This is a genomic window from Nostoc sp., assembly GCF_036917615.1.
Classification (GTDB): domain Bacteria; phylum Cyanobacteriota; class Cyanobacteriia; order Cyanobacteriales; family Nostocaceae; genus Nostoc.
Genome location: NZ_JBALCZ010000057.1, coordinates 34,290 through 51,777, shown reverse-complemented (window position 1 = coordinate 51,777; position 17,488 = coordinate 34,290). Strand labels below are relative to the sequence as shown.

Annotated in this window: 15 protein-coding genes and 1 pseudogene; 9 read left to right on the top strand and 7 right to left on the bottom strand. The window is 40.9% G+C overall.

Going from position 1 to position 17,488, the window contains the following annotated elements; translation table 11 throughout:
- Positions 1-95: 95 nt before the first annotated feature.
- The 3 genes from V7K85_RS18985 to V7K85_RS18975 are packed head-to-tail and all read right to left on the bottom strand — an operon-like array spanning position 96 to position 2,702.
- Entirely contained in the window at positions 96-1,487 is a 1,392-nt protein-coding gene (locus V7K85_RS18985) for a hypothetical protein (protein WP_334815456.1), read from the bottom strand.
- Positions 1,460-1,735, bottom strand: a complete 276-nt coding sequence (locus V7K85_RS18980; protein WP_334815455.1) for a hypothetical protein — start codon at positions 1,733-1,735, stop codon at positions 1,460-1,462. Before V7K85_RS18980 ends, V7K85_RS18985 begins: the two co-directional genes overlap by 28 nt.
- Positions 1,728-2,702 (bottom strand): hypothetical protein, encoded by a 975-nt coding sequence (locus tag V7K85_RS18975; RefSeq protein WP_334815453.1) that lies wholly within the window; start codon positions 2,700-2,702, stop codon positions 1,728-1,730. The genes V7K85_RS18980 and V7K85_RS18975 overlap by 8 nt, the downstream gene beginning before the upstream one ends.
- A 295-nt stretch (positions 2,703-2,997) precedes the next feature.
- On the opposite strand from V7K85_RS18975, the gene V7K85_RS18970 reads away from it, so the two are divergent.
- The 5 genes from V7K85_RS18970 to V7K85_RS18950 all read left to right on the top strand — a co-directional run bounded on the left by V7K85_RS18970 (position 2,998) and on the right by V7K85_RS18950 (position 9,159).
- Entirely contained in the window at positions 2,998-5,706 is a 2,709-nt protein-coding gene (locus V7K85_RS18970; protein ID WP_334815451.1) for an MGH1-like glycoside hydrolase domain-containing protein, read from the top strand.
- A 601-nt stretch (positions 5,707-6,307) separates the two neighbouring features.
- Positions 6,308-7,741 (top strand): sensor histidine kinase, encoded by a 1,434-nt coding sequence (locus V7K85_RS18965; RefSeq protein WP_334815449.1) that lies wholly within the window; start codon positions 6,308-6,310, stop codon positions 7,739-7,741.
- A 270-nt stretch (positions 7,742-8,011) separates the two neighbouring features.
- Positions 8,012-8,176 (top strand): ATP-binding protein, encoded by a 165-nt coding sequence (locus V7K85_RS18960; RefSeq protein ID WP_334815620.1) that lies wholly within the window; start codon positions 8,012-8,014, stop codon positions 8,174-8,176.
- Between the two features lie 39 nt (positions 8,177-8,215).
- Positions 8,216-8,899, top strand: coding sequence for a response regulator transcription factor (locus tag V7K85_RS18955; RefSeq protein WP_334815447.1), 684 nt, complete (start codon positions 8,216-8,218; stop codon positions 8,897-8,899).
- A gap of 47 nt (positions 8,900-8,946) precedes the next feature.
- Positions 8,947-9,159, top strand: a complete 213-nt coding sequence (locus tag V7K85_RS18950) for a ribbon-helix-helix protein, CopG family (protein ID WP_334815445.1) — start codon at positions 8,947-8,949, stop codon at positions 9,157-9,159.
- Between the two features lie 484 nt (positions 9,160-9,643).
- Here V7K85_RS18950 and V7K85_RS18945 read toward each other — a convergent pair whose 3' ends face one another.
- The 4 genes from V7K85_RS18945 to V7K85_RS18930 all read right to left on the bottom strand — a co-directional run bounded on the left by V7K85_RS18945 (position 9,644) and on the right by V7K85_RS18930 (position 14,552).
- Positions 9,644-10,321, bottom strand: coding sequence for a pyridoxine 5'-phosphate synthase (locus V7K85_RS18945; protein WP_334815443.1), 678 nt, complete (start codon positions 10,319-10,321; stop codon positions 9,644-9,646).
- A 22-nt stretch (positions 10,322-10,343) separates the two neighbouring features.
- On the bottom strand, positions 10,344-12,413 hold the full coding sequence (locus V7K85_RS18940; RefSeq protein WP_334815441.1) for a 5'-nucleotidase C-terminal domain-containing protein: 2,070 nt from the start codon (positions 12,411-12,413) through the stop codon (positions 10,344-10,346).
- 237 nt (positions 12,414-12,650) lie between these two features.
- Positions 12,651-12,989, bottom strand: a complete 339-nt coding sequence (locus tag V7K85_RS18935; RefSeq protein WP_334815439.1) for a hypothetical protein — start codon at positions 12,987-12,989, stop codon at positions 12,651-12,653.
- A gap of 483 nt (positions 12,990-13,472) precedes the next feature.
- Positions 13,473-14,552: a sulfonate ABC transporter substrate-binding protein gene (locus V7K85_RS18930; RefSeq protein ID WP_334815618.1), complete on the bottom strand. Its 1,080-nt coding sequence runs from the start codon at positions 14,550-14,552 to the stop codon at positions 13,473-13,475.
- Positions 14,553-14,765: 213 nt separating this feature from the next.
- Between V7K85_RS18930 and V7K85_RS18925 the strand changes: the two genes are divergently transcribed.
- From V7K85_RS18925 to V7K85_RS18910, 4 genes and pseudogenes are all read left to right on the top strand, one after another.
- A complete protein-coding gene (locus tag V7K85_RS18925) occupies positions 14,766-15,455 on the top strand; it encodes a class I SAM-dependent methyltransferase (protein ID WP_334815437.1) in 690 nt (229 codons plus the stop codon).
- 421 nt (positions 15,456-15,876) lie between these two features.
- Positions 15,877-16,109 (top strand): annotated as a pseudogene (locus V7K85_RS18920) (SAM-dependent methyltransferase); the annotation flags it as partial.
- 306 nt (positions 16,110-16,415) lie between these two features.
- Entirely contained in the window at positions 16,416-16,775 is a 360-nt protein-coding gene (locus tag V7K85_RS18915; protein WP_334815435.1) for a VOC family protein, read from the top strand.
- Between the two features lie 28 nt (positions 16,776-16,803).
- A complete protein-coding gene (locus tag V7K85_RS18910; RefSeq protein ID WP_334815433.1) occupies positions 16,804-17,403 on the top strand; it encodes an arsinothricin resistance N-acetyltransferase ArsN1 family B in 600 nt (199 codons plus the stop codon).
- Positions 17,404-17,488 lie beyond the last annotated feature (85 nt).

Sequence of the window (17,488 nt, the reverse complement as noted above, 5' to 3'; positions counted from 1 at the left end):
ACTCTCACTAAAAATACTTCTCCACCTGAGGTTCTTCTAATATTGCTTCTACAAACTGCGATTCTAGAAACAGTTCTGAAACTAACTTTATGCGGCTATTGTACTGCAAGATTAACGAGTTTTTTAGCTCTATGAGACCAACCAGAAAACTGTAGATCCGTGTAGGAAAGACGCGAAAGACCGTTTGCCCATTGGAGTGGAGCAGGCAAGCGACTAGGTTGGTAGGAGAGTGTGGCTGAATGGCAAAGGGTGGTGAGAAGTAAAGCTATATCTGATGAGCTATGCCCGTTAGGATTGATTGGTGTGCGAAATTTTACTGGTGTTGTTAGTACGCCGTGCTGTGGCGAGGTACAAGGATATAGAGCAGTAAAGTCCAATGATTCTTCAAGAATAATTGTTGTACCTGGTTGGGGTTCAACAGGAGCGCAGTGAATTAGAGGAGAGCCAGATTTTGAGTATTCAATAAGCGTAAAATCATGGTTGGACAAAGCTTTATAGTAAGAGTCTAAGAATTCTTTATGTGGTCTAAGTCCATCACGAATCAGGTAGAGATGACGATCGGCTTCAAGCGATTCCGCTTTGGAAGTAATCCATGATAAACCCTCACGCAGCACCTCTAAGGGAAGAGTTTCATCCTTGTCCTTTATGGCCCGCCAGTAAGCTTGTAAACTGCCCTCTGGATTGGTAAGTGCGATCGCTAAGATTTTTCCCTTATTTAGTCCACCTCTGCCGAGATCAAGTCCGACAAACCAGCTACGGCGAAAGTTTGGGAAGCTATCGGGTTCTGTGATAAAGATGCTCCCGTTAGCTTTTGCAAGAATGGCAATAGCGAGTCCATGCCTTGAGTAAAGAGGATTAGATGCGATCGAGCATAGTTGGAAAGCTGCTTTCTCTGAGTCAAGATACTTTAGCCAATTGATAGCTGCGTCGGGGGGACGAACTCCCTTTCTGCCGTCAAGAGGTACTAAAACAACAGGTTGCCCTTGTGAGGAGTTAGCTAAGAAAGCTTCAATTCCATCGCCACTTTTCAAGTCTTCAAGGGAAGCATTACAGTGCCAGTCATGAAGGACACCGACTACCAGTCTTCCAATTTCAAGAGCTTTAATAGAGTCGTGGACACTAGACGAAAGAACCCCAAGCCTCACTGATGCTGGTACTGCGGCTTTACCATATCTTACTGCATTCAACAAATTCTTTGATAGCCCTGGATTCTGTACAATTTGAGCTAGGGAGTGGGAACAGTTACCAAAGTGGTAGGATACGTTGGTGGCGTGATGGACTACTTTGTAGTCGCTGTGGCGCTTAAGTTGCGTCCCAACAAGAGAACGGTTCAAAAACTCAGTCAGCCTTTCTATGCCGCCAATCATCGCCTGGTGGCGCAAGACATCAGGATACTTACCTTTAGAGAAAAGCTCATCAGTGGAAAAAAAAGTTGGGAATTTTGACCCAGGCTCAAAGACTAAACGAGTGAAAGTGATACCAACCAATGTCTCTTCTTCGCTTGTTTAAAGGCTACCTTTTGGAGTTCGTAACCATTGCGGCAGGTATAGTTCGAGTCTGGAACTTTGATCTCTGGTTCAGTAGGATTCCAAACTCGTAACGAAGTGTTACGAATATCGTAGCGGTAAGGACATTCAACTTTTTCAAGGCATCTCTCAAGAACTTCCCTCCACTCATCTGGTTTAGAGATTCCGGGCAGTCGGTAACATTCCCAAACGGGGACATGTTCATTCATTGCAGTCCTCCACTTCCATAACAACTTTTGACCAAACTAGAGCAAGGTTCATTAGGTAGAGGATTGATTTGCTCTTTTTTTCCCATTGGCTGAAAAGAATAGGAGGATGTGCAAAGCGATTTCGGATATCATTCAGACTGAAAAGAATTGATATGGGTCTGATTGTTGGGTCGAAAATCACGTTTTCATCCCTTGCCCTTTTAATAAGGTTATAGAAGTCTGTGTGAGGATCTTCATCCCCAACGATTTTGATAAGCTGGTTTTTTAGAAATTCGTGAGTCTCGTTGACAAAATCCGCCGGACGACTAAGGGGTTTGTGTTTGTTTAACCAATCGCAAAATGACTTCTTCTCACCAGTTGTTGAGCAAGCTATTATAACTAGTGCTTTTTCAAGTAACTCAACCTCTTTCTGTTTAGTCAGGAGGTTAAGGAATTCAGGAAGAACCTCAACTGGCTCAGTCTTTGCTGTTTGTTGAGTAGATGACTCAAGGTTGTTAAGTAATTTAGTTGCTTCTTCCTGAGTTCCGCGCAATTCTTCAAGTGTCCGATTTTGGTTGGCTGCATCATCTCTAAGGGACTCAAGCATCACCCGAATTTCTTCAAGTTCGCTGTGAATCTTGCCTTGACTTTCGCCAATATCGCCAAAAGAACGAATCTCTTCTAAAAGGTGATCCTCCAACTCGTCATTATCTAGTTTTTTCTCAGGCGGCTTAATACCAGGGGGACGTTGAGTCTTTGACCGGCGGATATCGAATTTATCGGCATCACTCTCAAACTCTTCGAGGAGGGCTTCGTAGGTGGGTTGATCTTTAGGGTAAACCCATAGCTTTCGATTTCCGTCCCATTGTCGTCCAGGAATTTTCTTAGCCCGATCGCGGTTTTCAGGGTGAATACGGACAAGGAAATGTGTATCATCCTCAAAAACCTCAATTGGACTTTGCTGTCCAGGGTTCGTGTTGAAAGGCATAATTATATTAATAGAAGCAAGCTACCCTCAAGTATTCCCAAATTAATGCAGAGTTTAACAGGCAAGTTAAGAGCTAACTATTTTACCAAGAGCCTAAAGACAGCAGAATAATTACCGAAAATTTGAAAATTTCTGGATATCAAAACTTAATAGAGATTTTACCTGAATCTATCCTGTATTTTATTTACCAATTTTCCTATAAATTTTTCATCAAAAACTCACCCCTATCTTGAGTAAAAACGGGATACTTAAGATAGCAAATTAACTAAAGTGCCATTCTACACAGGGTGATATCATGACAAATCTAACTCAAGAAGAAATCAGATTAGCAGAAGCCCTAACTCACAAAGCTCATTGGCGTAGATGGGGGCCATATTTAAGCGATCGCCAATGGGGAACGGTGCGCGAAGACTACAGCGCCAATGGTACAGCCTGGGACTACTTCACCCATGATCAGGCTCGTTCTCGCGCCTACCGTTGGGGTGAAGATGGGATTGCTGGTATTTCTGACAATCATCAACGGCTTTGTTTTGCGATCGCCCTTTGGAATGGCGAAGATTCTATTCTCAAAGAAAGAATTTTTGGTCTAAGTGGTAGTGAAGGTAATCATGGAGAAGATGTTAAGGAATATTACTTTTATCTAGACAATACCCCTACCCATTCCTACATGAAAGCACTTTATAAATATCCCCAAAAAGCCTTTCCCTACTCCCAATTAGTTGCAGAAAATCAACGGAGAAATCATCAAGATCCAGAATTTGAATTACTAGATACAGGTGTATTTGATGAAAATCGCTACTTTGATGTATTCATTGAATATGCTAAGGATTCTGCTGAAGATATTCTCATTCAAATTAAAGTAGTTAACCGAGGCCCAGAAGCAAAGACACTGCACCTGTTACCTACTCTCTGGTTTCGTAATACTTGGTCTTGGAATGGGGATACCAGCAAACCTACTTTAAAAGAGGTCGAATCGGGTAATGGCTTTCATGTAGTTGAGGTGTTTCATCCAACTTTAGGTCAAAGGTGGCTGTATTGTCAGGACGCAAACGAAATTCTCTTTACAGAAAACGAGACAAATTCTCAGCGTTTATTTGGCTCTCCTAATTCATCTGCCTATGTAAAAGATGGCATTAATGACTACATAGTTCAGGGTAAAAAAGAGGCAGTCAATCCAAATAAAATTGGCACCAAAGCATCTGCTGATTATTTGTTAACAGTCGGTGCAGGCGAAACTCAAATTGTGAAATTACGATTGAGTGATATACCCGATTTAGGTAAGCCATTTGGCAAAGAATTTGATAAAACATTTTCTGAACAACAACAAGAAGCAAATAATTTTTATCAGCGCGTTACGCCATTTGACCTCAGTGAAGATATGCGAAATGTGCAGCGACAAGCATTTGCTGGAATGCTCTGGAGTAAACAATATTATCACTATATTATAGAGGAGTGGCTGAAGGGCGATCGCAATACACCAGCGCCACCTCCAGAACGCGAAGAAGGCAGAAATCGGGAATGGTTCCATCTCTACAATAAAGATATTCTTTCTATGCCTGACAAATGGGAATATCCTTGGTTTGCGGCTTGGGATTTGGCATTTCATACTATTCCTTTGGCAATGATTGACCCCGATTTTGCTAAGTATCAGTTGGATGTTTTAACACGGGAATGGTATATGCATCCTAATGGGCAAATTCCTGCCTATGAATGGGCATTTGGTGATGTTAATCCCCCTGTTCATGCTTGGGCAACTTGGCGGATTTACAAGATTGAACAGAAGATATATGGACGAGCAGATCGACAGTTTTTAGAACGGGTGTTTCAAAAGCTGATGCTCAATTTCACTTGGTGGGTAAATCGCAAAGATGCTGAGGGTAAAAACATCTTTCAAGGAGGATTTCTCGGTTTAGATAATATTGGTGTATTTGACCGCAGCACAGCTTTACCTACAGGCGGATACATCAACCAATCTGATGGTACTAGTTGGATGGGGATGTATTGTTTAAATATGTTAGCGATCGCTCTAGAATTAGCAAAGACTAATCCTGTTTACGAAGACATTGCTAGCAAGTTTTTTGAGCATTTCCTTTACATTGCCGATGCGATGAATAAAATTGGCAAAATGGAAGCCAGTTTGTGGGATGATTCAGATGAATTTTACTACGATATGCTGCACCTAGCTGAACGAGAAATTCCTTTAAAAGTAAGATCAATAGTAGGATTAATTCCTCTGTTTGCCCTTGAAACTATTGAACCAGATACTTTAAAAATGCTTCCTGGTTTTAAAAAGCGATTGGAATGGTTCATCGAAAACCGTCCTGATTTGCGGCAAAATGTGGCTTGTATGCAAACACCAGGAGTGGGTGCGAGGAAATTACTGGCGATTGTTTCCAGAGATAAGCTCAGAAGTATTCTGCAAAAAATGCTGGATGAAAGCGAGTTTTTTAGCCCTTACGGCATTCGGGCAGTTTCTAGATTTCATGCTGAAAATCCCTATATTTTTGATGTCAAGGGTTCACAATTTCGGGTAGATTATGAACCGGCTGAATCTAGTAGTGGTTTATTTGGTGGTAATTCTAACTGGCGCGGCCCTGTTTGGTTTCCAGTGAATTTCATCTTAATTGAATCTCTACAAAAGTTTCATTATTATCTAGGAGACGATTTCAAAGTTGAATGTCCTACAGGTTCTGGTCAAATGATGACACTTTGGGAAGTTGCATCAGAATTATCTCAAAGGTTAACCAGAATTTTCTTACAAAATCCCTCTGGTCAACGTCCTGTTTATGGTGGAATACAAAAGTTTCAAAATGATCCACACTGGCAAAATTTGATTTTGTTCCATGAGTATTTTCATGGCGATAATGGAGCCGGAATTGGAGCTAGTCATCAAACTGGCTGGACAGGTTTAGTTGCGAAATTAATCCAGCAATGTGGTGAATATGAAACACAGGATCAAGAACCAAAAATAGAGAAGGATAAAGAAGCGATCGCTTTAACATAAAAATATCCAAACCTGATCCTCCCTAATTCTCCTTAGGAGGGAATTAGAGCAAGCCGAGGATCTGGGAGCGAGTGCGGTCTTCTCCCTACAGCCCGCAGGGCTGTAGGGAGAACGAGCATTTGGGGGTTTCTTCCATGAGCGACTGGCGTGGATTGGGGGATCTCTCCGGGCCCAAATATCACTAACACCAAAGATATTGAATTAAAGCAGACAAATAAATTGAGGACTGCTATTATTCTCTAAAATATACTATCAGTCTTCAAGAGCAAGAATTACTTTCAGCCCCTGCGTTCAAACAAGAGTACAAAGGTTAACCAGACAGTAGTATAAATTTTAAGGTAATTCTCAGCGGAAATTAATTTAATTATTAGTAAATGCATTTACATTATTATTATAGAAAGATTTGCAAAGTTGTGAGGACGATGAAGTAAAAATATTTAGCAATCTTTTTGGAACGGCTGCCCTTTTCACTGTAGGTATGCAACACAGGTAAGTTAATGTAAGCTATAACTAAAGATGTCGCGGTTAACAGTAACTTGACATTTAGCACTTTGATTTTATTGATAAAGCCTTCTTCAACACCTAATACGCAACCATAACAGTGAAGCAAATCATCAAGTTTTGGATAAATTTAGACCCATTTTCCTTACAGTCACGCCTCACGGTTGGTATCGTAGGATTTTCAGCTTTGGTATTAGGTAGTCTCGCTACATGGACTAGTTGGAAAATGCAGCGAATTTTAGTTGATAGTCATAAGAATAATATAGAACAAATCGCCAAGCGCTTGCCGCAAGATGTGCAAATTTATAGTGAAATGATGCAAACTGAAACTGGATTGCAAAAGGCTATTAATAATCTGACAAATCCCAATACATTCTTATGGCTAAAAAGTCATGATAATAAAATTTTAGTAAAATCTGCAACTTTGGATTTATTATCTGATACTACGGTAGCTGAGTTAATGTCCCTGACTAAGATGCCGATTAAACCACAAGTTTACAAAGTAAACCAAAGCTACTTTGTTTTATGCGGTAGTTCTGTGCAAGTACAGGGTAAGTTACTCGGTGAGTTATTTGTAGTAAAGGATATTACCCACGAACAGAGAATGTTTGTGGTAATGGTGCAGAGTTTAGGTATTACTAGTGTTTTGGCAATTATTGTTTTAACTGCTGCGATCGCATTTTATATCAAGCGTTCTCTGCAACCTCTGCGCCAGCTAAATCAAATGGCTTCTGTGATTTCTGCTGAAGATTTAGGACAAGCACAGTTATATCTTGATAATGCACCCAGCGAAGTTAAAGAATTAGCTCAAACCTTAACCATGCTGTTATCCCGTCTCTCCCAATCATGGGAGCAAGAGCGACAATTTGTGAGTAATGTTTCTCACGAGTTACGTACACCCTTGACAATTGTACATGGTTATTTACAAAGCGTCTTGCGAAAGCAGAATAACTTAACCCAAAGCCAACAAGAAGCTTTAGAAACTGCTGCATCGGAAGCTGAACGCACTATCCGCCTGCTACAAGATTTACTTGATTTGGCACGAGCAGATAGTGGTTACTTATATTTTCAAATTAAATCTTATGTGCTGAATGACTTGGTTGAAGAAGTTGTCATGATGGCAGAAAAATATAGCGATCGCAAAATTACAATCGAGTCAAATCTTTATCCAATTGAGATAAAAGCAGACTACAGTCGCTTCAAACAAGTATTATTGAATTTGATTGATAATGCTATTAAGTATTCTGAAGCTGATACACCCGTAATTTTTAAGTTAAATCAGTTTCAAGACAAGGCAATTATTCAAGTTTGTGACAACGGTTATGGCATTCCTTTGCAACACCAAGCACGGATATTTGAGAGATTTTACCGCGTAGATGAATCCCGCTCTCATGCTACTGGGGGTTGTGGTTTGGGTTTATCGATTGTCAAGACACTTATAGAAGGTATGGGGGGTAGTGTAAGTGTGCAATCAAAGTTAGGGGAAGGGAGTACGTTTACAATCAGTTTACCTACATATAAGAGTTCCATCTGACTTTGTAGAGAAATTCTTAGGTCTTGCAGTATTAAATGATTTGGTTGCAGACATGGTGCAAATGACAGAGAAATTTGAGCATGGGGCAATCAATTTGGAAGTCGCCCCGTTTCCTGTGAGAATAAAGGCAGACTGGAATCAACTCATGCACGTATTAAGCCATTTAATTGCTAATGCAGTAAAATACTCGGATGCAGGCGAGCTAGTTACCTTGCAACTCATTCAGGCTAATGGTTGGGCAGTGATTCAACTTAGAGACAAGGGTGATGCATTCCCATATCGGAGCAGTCTCGCATTTTTGAACCCTTTTACCGAGTTAATCCTTCCCGCACTCGTTCGACTGGCAAAGCAGGCTTGGGTTTATCTATTGTGAAATCACCTAGCCGAAGGTATGGGAGGCAAAGTTGCCGTCCTTTCAGAGCCAGGTTATGGTAGCACTTTTATTCTGAAATTACCTGCTTTAGGAGCAAAAATATGACAGCACATATCCTTTTGGTGGAAGATGAAGTCAAACTGGCGCGATTTGTCGAATTAGAACTTAGTAGCGAAGGATACCAAGTAAGTGTAGCCCATGATGGCATCGCTGGTCTAACCCTAGCGCGAGACTCATCGCCAGATTTAGCGATTCTGGATTGGATGCTACCCGGCCTGACAGGTTTGGAAATTTGTCGCCGTTTGCGAGCAACAGGCAGTACAGTACCAGTGATTTTGTTGACAGCAAAAGATGAAGTGAGCGATCGCGTCGCAGGATTAGATGCAGGAGCCGATGATTATGTGGTTAAGCCCTTCAGCATTGAGGAACTACTAGCTAGAATTCGCGCCCATCTCCGCCGCACGCAAGAAACAGACGAGGATTTGTTGCAATTTGAAGATTTAAGCTTAAATCGCCGCACCCGTGAAGTATTTCGGGGTAAACGAAGCATTGAGTTAACAGCAAAAGAGTTTGACTTATTAGAATATCTCCTTTCACATCCCCGTCAGGTGTTTACTAGAGACCAAATTCTAGAGAAAGTTTGGGGTTACGACTTCATGGGTGATTCTAATATTATTGAGGTTTATATCCGTTATTTGCGACTTAAGTTAGAAGAAAATAAAGAAAAGCGTTTGATTCATACAGTCCGTGGTGTAGGCTATGCATTGCGGGAGCAATCGTTATGACTTGGTGATTTCAACAAAAAGCAACATATTAAAGACAAAAGAGGATTATGAATAAAAAATGGGCTGTTAAACGACTAACAATAAATCTCACAAGCGAGGAAATGAAGAAACTTGAACGCTACTGTGCTTTGACAGGAAGGCCAGCAACAGATGTAATTCGAGAATTGCTCCGAGCTCTTGAGGTTGACAATACTGAAAACTCGGAGATGGAAGCAGCAGACTCAACACTAACAGTTGGCAGTTGGTCAAAATCACAGTAACTATCCACTCGAATATCCCGCCAAATCTCAGAAATCTGCTACCCTGATATTGCTCCCCCCTAACCCACGCCAGTCGCTCCACTTGGGGAGACCCCTGTTCCCGCGCTGGCTCCCCTTAAAAAGGGGGGAACCGGAATCAAAGTCCCCCAATTTATCGGGCGATTTAGAGGGATCTATAACGTTTTGCTACCGACAAGAGGACTTTTCAAACATCCTCTAATATTAAGTCGGGATCTAAGCATTTGAAAATTACGAATTACGAATAAGATTGACATCTCTTGTTATCTTCAACATTTTATTTCCACCTGGCTGTAGTTCGTATTCAACCTTTTCAATATCTATCTTGTAACCCCTTGAAGTGTAATGTTTTACTATTTCATCTAAATGTTGTGAATGTTTCCACATTAAAGTTATTAGGGGAAATATTCTGATTTCTTTAGCAATACGCAGCATCTCCCATACAGAATCTAGGTGAAAGTTGTAATCAAGATGGTCTGAATATAAAAACAATAATCAGGGCATGACCAATAGACACTTCAAGTATGCCAGAAATTGAACAAAACTTTTCTAAGTTTTGCAGATTTAAATCATGCCCAGCGTTCACTCCTAAACCAATTTCCTGAGCCTTTTTTGTTGCTTTTTGGTAGTCTTGAAATACAGACTCTACATTGCCATTACGAAAAGCTGTAGCATAAGGTTCTGTATATAGCTCAATGCGATCGCCTCCAATCTCTTTAGCACGTTTAATTTGAGTTAAATCAGTATCCATAAATAAGCTGACTCGAACTCCGAGGTCTTTTAGCTCTCGAATGATTGGTCTGAGCCAAGAGCCATCTGTAGCCAGATCCCACCCGTGGTCTGATGTGAAAGCATCTGGGGCATCGGGAACTAAAGTACACTGGGTTGGTTTGATTTTTCGGACTATCTCTAAAAATTGAGGTGACGGATTACCTTCTATGTTGAACTCAACAGTCAATATCTGCGCCAGTGCATCGACATCTTCGGGCTTGATATGTCGTTGGTCTGGGCGTGGGTGAACTGTGATTCCCTGTGCGCCAGCTTTAATGCAGGTAGAAGCCGCTTCAATCACACTCGGTCTACCAAAATTTCGAGCATTCCTGAGTAAAGCGACTTTGTTAAGGTTAACGCTGAGATTGGTCATACTGCAAATATGTTAGAGTTTGTTATTTACCGTCGGGTAATGGATTTGATAACACCATATCTTTACGCAATTTGAGATTTTGAATGCGAGTATCTTCGGCAGGTGGCACATCCTTTTGAGCAAAGGGAATTTGCTTAAAGTTAGCAGCCAGATATTCTGCTAATGCATCTTGCTCAGAACCATCAGCAGCAAAGGTGGCTAAACCTGTGCGTTTGCTCTTATCAGCATCTTTTGATGTCAAATCAACCACTTCTGTTTTGGGAAAAGGATACCCATCACCACCAGTTGCGAGGAAATTGAGGGTAACAGTGCGGAAGATGCGATTAGGGTCACCCACTAACTCTGCATTTTTAACTACTACATCAATAATTTTGCCTTTCCCATCTTTGATAGCAAGGGACTTGACACGCTTACCTGCTGGCAAGTCGGGGTTAAAGCTAAAGGCTAATCCCGCTACTTGAGGAAAACTGCCAGGGGTAGCACCGGGTGCTATGGCTGCTACACTATGTTCAATCACCGCCAGTAGTTCTGTTGCACTCAAGGTAACTAAAGTCAAGCCATTGTTGAACCGTAAAGCATTGGTGATATCAAGTTGGGAAATTTCTTTTTCTTTTTTACCTGCCACAGGATTTGCTTGGGGTGGCAATTTGATAACATCCTGTGAGCGAGTCGAACCTGCGGGAAAGGTATATATACCAATGTTGTCACGAATACCACCGCCATTTTTGATGGAAATGACAGTTTTAGGATCATATCGCTTGGCGATCGCTAAATTAGCTTCGGCTGTCAAATCCCCTAAATTGGTTTCTTGGGTGCGGACATCACCCCGCCAGGCGTTAAGGAAGACGTTGGTTTTCCCAAAAATCTGACCATCTTGGGCAATAATCACTTTTTTAAGTGCTTCTGTAATGGCGACAATTTTGGGGTCGGGTTTTCCGCCGATAGCTGCTACACCTTGGGAATCAGTAGCATAAGCACCGCTGATTTTAGAGTCAATACTAAACGGAATAATCACTCCATTGGCATCAAAGTTAATTACTAGACGACCAACATAGCGATAGTTACCATCAGTATTAACTATGGCTATCGGATTACCATCTGCTGCTTTTTTGAGGATTGGATAAGTTCCAGCAGATTTATCACCCACTCGCAGACGGTCTGTTTTGTCAGCTAGTAAGGTATTGGAACCACCAGCAACAATAATATCTACTCCCTTGAGTAATCCTGCTAGCTTTTGCTCAATCGCAATTTGCTGCATATGCGCCAACAGAATGACTTTATTAATCTCTGGGTTTTTTGTCAGCAATGTATCAACAGAAGTTTGAATTTCAGCAGCTAAGGCAGCGATGTCTGCGGCATCACGGTCATTAAATTTTTTAGGCAACACAGTCACACCTCCGGGAGAAGAAATAGTCCGCAGTGTCGGAGTTGTCGCCCCAACTACACCAATTTTTTCACCATTGACGGTAATGATGGTGCTACGAGCAATCTTATGAGGAATTTTACTTGCCTCTTGTCCATCAGCAGTGACTAATTTTGCCAGGTCTTTATCAGTGCTGAAGTCTAGATTCGTGCTGAGATAAGGAAATTTTGTGCCTGGGTAATCTTCTTTAGGTTGGATTAAGTCGGCAACAAGACTCGTACCCAAGTCAAATTCATGATTACCAAATGCGATCGCACCAAAACCAAGAGCATTTAGAATTAAGATATCTCCTCTTCCCTGTCCACCAAACACTGTGTCACTGGCAAAGAAGAAGGGGCTGGGAATATAGGCATCTCCAGATGAAAGGATTAAGGTATTAGGATAATCAGGCTTGCCATCACGATTTGCATCCTGATTTTTGAGTGCATTCAACACCGCAGAAAAGTTCGGTGCATCTTTCAGCGCCGGAACACCTGCTTCTTGGTCGGAAGTATGTAAAAGTTGCAGTGTGAATCCAGGCTTAGGTGCTGTTCTGACTTGCGCTACACCAATACTGGTTCCTACAAAGAACAACATACCAAATATAACTAGCAAACTTAACTGGGTAGCACTTAAATCTCGGCTGTTAAGCGTACCGAAAAATCGATTTTTGGAATTTAACAAAGGCATAATAACTTTTAGAATTCATTATTAGTGAATAATTTTCTGGTTGAAACAAACCAGAAACATAATTTCGAGACTTACAATTAGAAAAGTATTTAACTTGAAGAATGGTCGAATATCTTCTAGTTTTATATTTCGGATTTTATTACTTTTTAATATTGAATGTAAAGTCTCACTCCATATTTACTCACGATAACCTAATATACTTTAAAAATCCAATAATAAATATTTCATAAGCTAATTTCAATATTCATCTTCAGGACTGTATTCAGAAGCATCTGGTTGCAAATGTGGTTGTGCAGCAATAAAGGCTGGATGACATATACATGATTTGTAGATTTTACGAATAGTTGGATATCGGTCTAAAGAGTATTTAAATCGTTCGGCATTATAAACTTGAGGTATGAGGAATGCATCTGCGATCGTTGGTTCGTCATTATAACAAAAACTGCCGCAAAATTTACCGCTTACTAGAATATCTTCGATTGCGTTTAAGCCTTCCCCTAGCCAGTGGTGATACCAATTGATTTTCTTTGCATGATTTAAACCTATTGGTGAGGTAAGATACTTACGAACTCTCATAATGCTCAAAGGATGAATATCACAGCCGATTAAAAGCGCAATCTGCCGTGTATAAGCTCATGCTCTGTGATGCAATAAACGATACCAAGTAGAAGAGATTAATTAAATCAAAGCTAGTAACCTAAACCACATGTAGTTTACATAATCTGAAATTGTACCTTTCTTGTGGAGTGGGCGTCTCGCCCATCCAATATATGCTTTGGTTTTTGTGGAACAGCTTAGTGAGTTAGCGTAGTCTTCTCCCTTCGCGCAGCGTCTCGTAGAGAAGGGAAAAGACCAAGGGCGATAGCGCAGCCTCCTCTCTACCTTGGTCTGCGCCAACGAGTTTGCTTTCGCGCAGGATAAGCGGCTCTAGCCCTTGACAACCTTATATAGAGTGGTAAATCGCTTACTACGAACAAAAACTTTATTTTACATTTAATTAGGTCTACCTACTTAGCGATGATTACTCTTCAGCCTAATTTGTAATTAAAAAATTACGAATTACGAATTATTCACTTTGCCTTGCCAAACAATTTTCTTAACTTTGATTTCTTTCGGGATCAATTTAATTTTGTAGAAGGTATCTGCAACCTCTTGTTGTTTAGTAATCACTTCATCTGTGAGAGGAAGTACATCATACTCACGCCGCTTTTCTGCTATTTCTAACACAGGAGCATCTATACCCAAAGCAGGGGAAAGAAATTTAGCAACTTCACTAGGATTATTCTTTGCCCAGTTACTAACTTCCTTGACCTGATCTAAAACTATTTTTAAGGCATCCGGCTTGGCATCAACAAAAGATTTTGCAGCCAGATAATAACCACGATTGGGAGCTAATCCCGTCGCATCTGCTAAAGTACGTGCGCCTGTTGCTGCTTCTGCTGCGGCTAAGTAAGGGTCCCAAATTGCCCAAGCATCAACGTTTTTTCTCTCAAATACAGCACGAGCATCGGCAGGAGTGAGAGTTACTCGTTGGATGTCACTGTACTGTACTCCTGCCTTTTCCAGTGCTTTCACCAATAGGTAGTTAGCATTAGAACCTTTGGCAAAAGCAATTTTTTTGCCCTTGAGTTCAGCTACACTTTTAATCGGTGAATCCTTGGGCACCAGGATAGCTTCAGCCTTGGGACTCCAAGGATCGTAGGCAACATAAACCAAAGGAACACCCCCAGCTTGAGCAAATATAGGTGGTGATTCTCCGGTATAGCCAAAATCAATACTGCCTGCATTCAATGCCTCTAGGAGTGGGGGGCCAGCCGGAAATTCTGACCAAGTTACCGAAGATCCTGAAGCTGCAAAAGCTTTCTCTAATTCCCCTCTCGCCTTCAGTGCATAGAGGACAGTTGACGCTTTCTGGTAACCTATGTGAACTGTAGTGCCGCTAGCTGCTGGACTGGGATTAGTTGTCTGTTGTGTGCCAGAGTTGTTGCTTGCGCTTGGAGAACAAGCAGAGACAGCCAAAGTTAAACTAAGTCCCACTGCAAATAGTATAGAAAAGCTGCGGATTCTTCGTTGTTGGAACCTTTGGAGGAAGGCGAACGCAATGCCCAAAAATCGACTTGGAGATAATTTAGTTAACATCATCACTCTGCTTTCAGGATAAATTAATATCAGACTTCAGCAAACCTACGGCATAACTCCGGCAAGTTTATTGATTTACCGTATGATTAGAGAATGATAAAAATATCACATAGTTAAGGCTAAAAAGCAAGTTTATTCGCTGAATAAAAAATTTTCTTTAAAGCTATGGCTGTTGGTGTCAAATCTAAACCCAATCGGATCACAAAGCACGCGATGACAGATAATATTCTTCAACAACAAATTGAGTACTATCGCGCTAGAGCCAAGGAATATGATCAGTGGTTCTATAGGAAAGGACGCTACGATCGCGGTATCGAAAACAATCAGCGCTGGTTTAATGAAGTAGCTGTTATCAAAAATACATTACACCAAATTGGCGTAGTGGATGATATTTTAGAGTTAGCATGTGGAACAGGTATCTGGACGCAGGAGCTTTTAAATATCGGTAAAAAAATTACTGCGATCGATGCCTCTGAAGAAGTGATTACAATTAATCGCTCGAAATTAAATTTACTGAGTGTTGAATATTACATTAAGGATTTATTTTCATGGCAACCTGACACTGAATATGATTTAGTTTTCTTTGCCTTTTGGCTCTCTCATGTGCCGCCAAAATTACTCGATTCATTTTTGACGAAAGTTTATCAATCTGTTCGCGTTGGTGGACAAGTATTTATCATTGACTCTTTCTTTGAACCGACATCCACGGCTAACAATCATATCCTTGAAGACGACGGAAACATATATAAAACCCGTAAGTTAAATAATGACCAAGAGTTTCAGATTTTCAAAATTTTTTATCAGCCAGATGAACTTAAGGATAAGCTAAAAAAAGCAGGTTTTGAGGCTGAGGTGAAGGTGACAGATAACTATTTTATTTATGCACAGGGGAAAAAGGTTTAGCAGATAGCTCACAGACTTCTGACACACTCTTGAGAGGATGTCTCAGAAGTATTAAATATTTGCTGATCCCCCCACTCCCCACGCCTTCGAGTCACTTCTCTTCTTAGGCTGCGCCCTAAGCGTAGCTATGCCGCAGGCTTTACGTGAATGCGCTACTAGTAATAGTTTCTCATAAAAGTTGGTATGGGGCGATCGCTATTTGACACCAGAAGAAAAGGCACAAAAGTTAGGACGATATTTGCGAGCGATGCTTACAGCATAAATTGCGATCGCACACGATGATTTTCTTTGGCGTGACTATTCACAAAAAAGATTGATACGCTTATTTGTTTGGCTAATGTGTACGCTGAATAAATTCAGAGTTTCGTGTTTCATTACCGTTATAAATAGATGCGGTTGCCACACTCAAAGGAGTTTTTAGATGAACATTATCTGGCTGTTGTTGACGGTGGCGTTAGGGCTGGGGTTAATCTATATTTTTAGTGCCCGCCGCTACCAATCGAGTGATTCTGTTACTCTTGCCTACGATCAATGGACTCAAGACGGCATCCTGGAGTTTTATTGGGGAGAGCATATTCACCTTGGTCATTACGGTTCCCCCCTCATGCCAAAGATTTTCGTGCTGCCAAGGTAGACTTTGTGCATGAAATGGTGTGTTGAACACCCTCTAAGCGTTTGGTGTATACAAAAAACTTTTCAGACATTCTATGAAGCTAAGTACTCATGCTTGAGCATGTATATATATTGGTAATAGCTATACAGATGACTTCTGTGGAGCTAAAGGTGTAGAAATGAAATGTATTTTGATTGATAGCGAACAACCTTATCTAGAGCTAGATGAACAGACAGTTGAAGACCTTTTAAAAATGGAAAATAGACTATTGATTGATCAATCTTAGTTAACTATGATTGCCGAGTAAGCACAATAAAATACACTAGCTGCCTAATAGACAGTTTGCAATGCAAATTATTAAAGTATTAACCAGAGTTTATCTTAATCCTGTAGACTTGGATGAAGCGATCGCTTTCTATGAAAACCTCTTTACAGAAAAATGTTGGTTGTGGTTTCAATATTCCGAGGCTGAGTTGGAACTCGCAGGTGTGGGTTCTATTCTTTTAATTGCTGGTTCAGCAGAAGCACTCTCTCCATTTAAGAGTACACACGCAACATTTCTGGTTGACTCACTCAATGATTTTAAAGAAGCACTTATTCAGCAGGGTGCAGTAATTCTGGTGGAACCTAACAAAGTTCCCACCGGAGTCAATATGCGAGCCATGCATCCTGATGGAACCATTATTGAGTATGTTGAGTTTGCATAATTAATTTTTAGCCCAAAAAGGATCTGCTGTGAAGGCTGTAATTAGACTAGCTAATGAAAGTGATGCTTTAAAAATGCTGGCAATTTATGCGCCAGTTGTCCGGGAAACTTCAATTTCCTTTGAAATAGAGCCTCCCAGCGAAACTGAATTTCAGCAACGCATCCAGAATTATCAACAGCAGATGCCTTGGCTAGTGTGTGAAATTAACAGTGAACTTCTAGGCTATGCCTATGCTACTCCCTACCGGACTCGTGCCGCTTACCAATGGTCTGTGGAATCATCTGTGTACGTAAATGTTGAGCATCACAGAAAAGGAGTTGCGAAGGCTTTGTACACTTCCCTTTTTGGGTTGCTGCAACTCCAAGGATATTACAACGTTTTTGCTGCGATTGCTTTGCCTAATCCTGCAAGTGTCGCTGTGCATGAGGCTGTTGGTTTTTCGCCTGTAGGTGTATTTCGCAGAGTTGGGTATAAATTTAGTGAGTGGCACGATGTCGGATGGTGGCAACTATCTCTGCAACAAGAGCTACCCCTACCCGTAAATTCACCTCTTTCTTTACTAGAAGTTCAAAAATCGGCTCTGTGGAATGAAGCTTTAAGAAGTGGACTCTTGCTACTTCGCGTTTAACTTGGTGTTGCCATTAACTACTAACATTTGTATATAATTTTACATAAATTTATCGGCAATAGGACATTCTGATACCAGCCATACA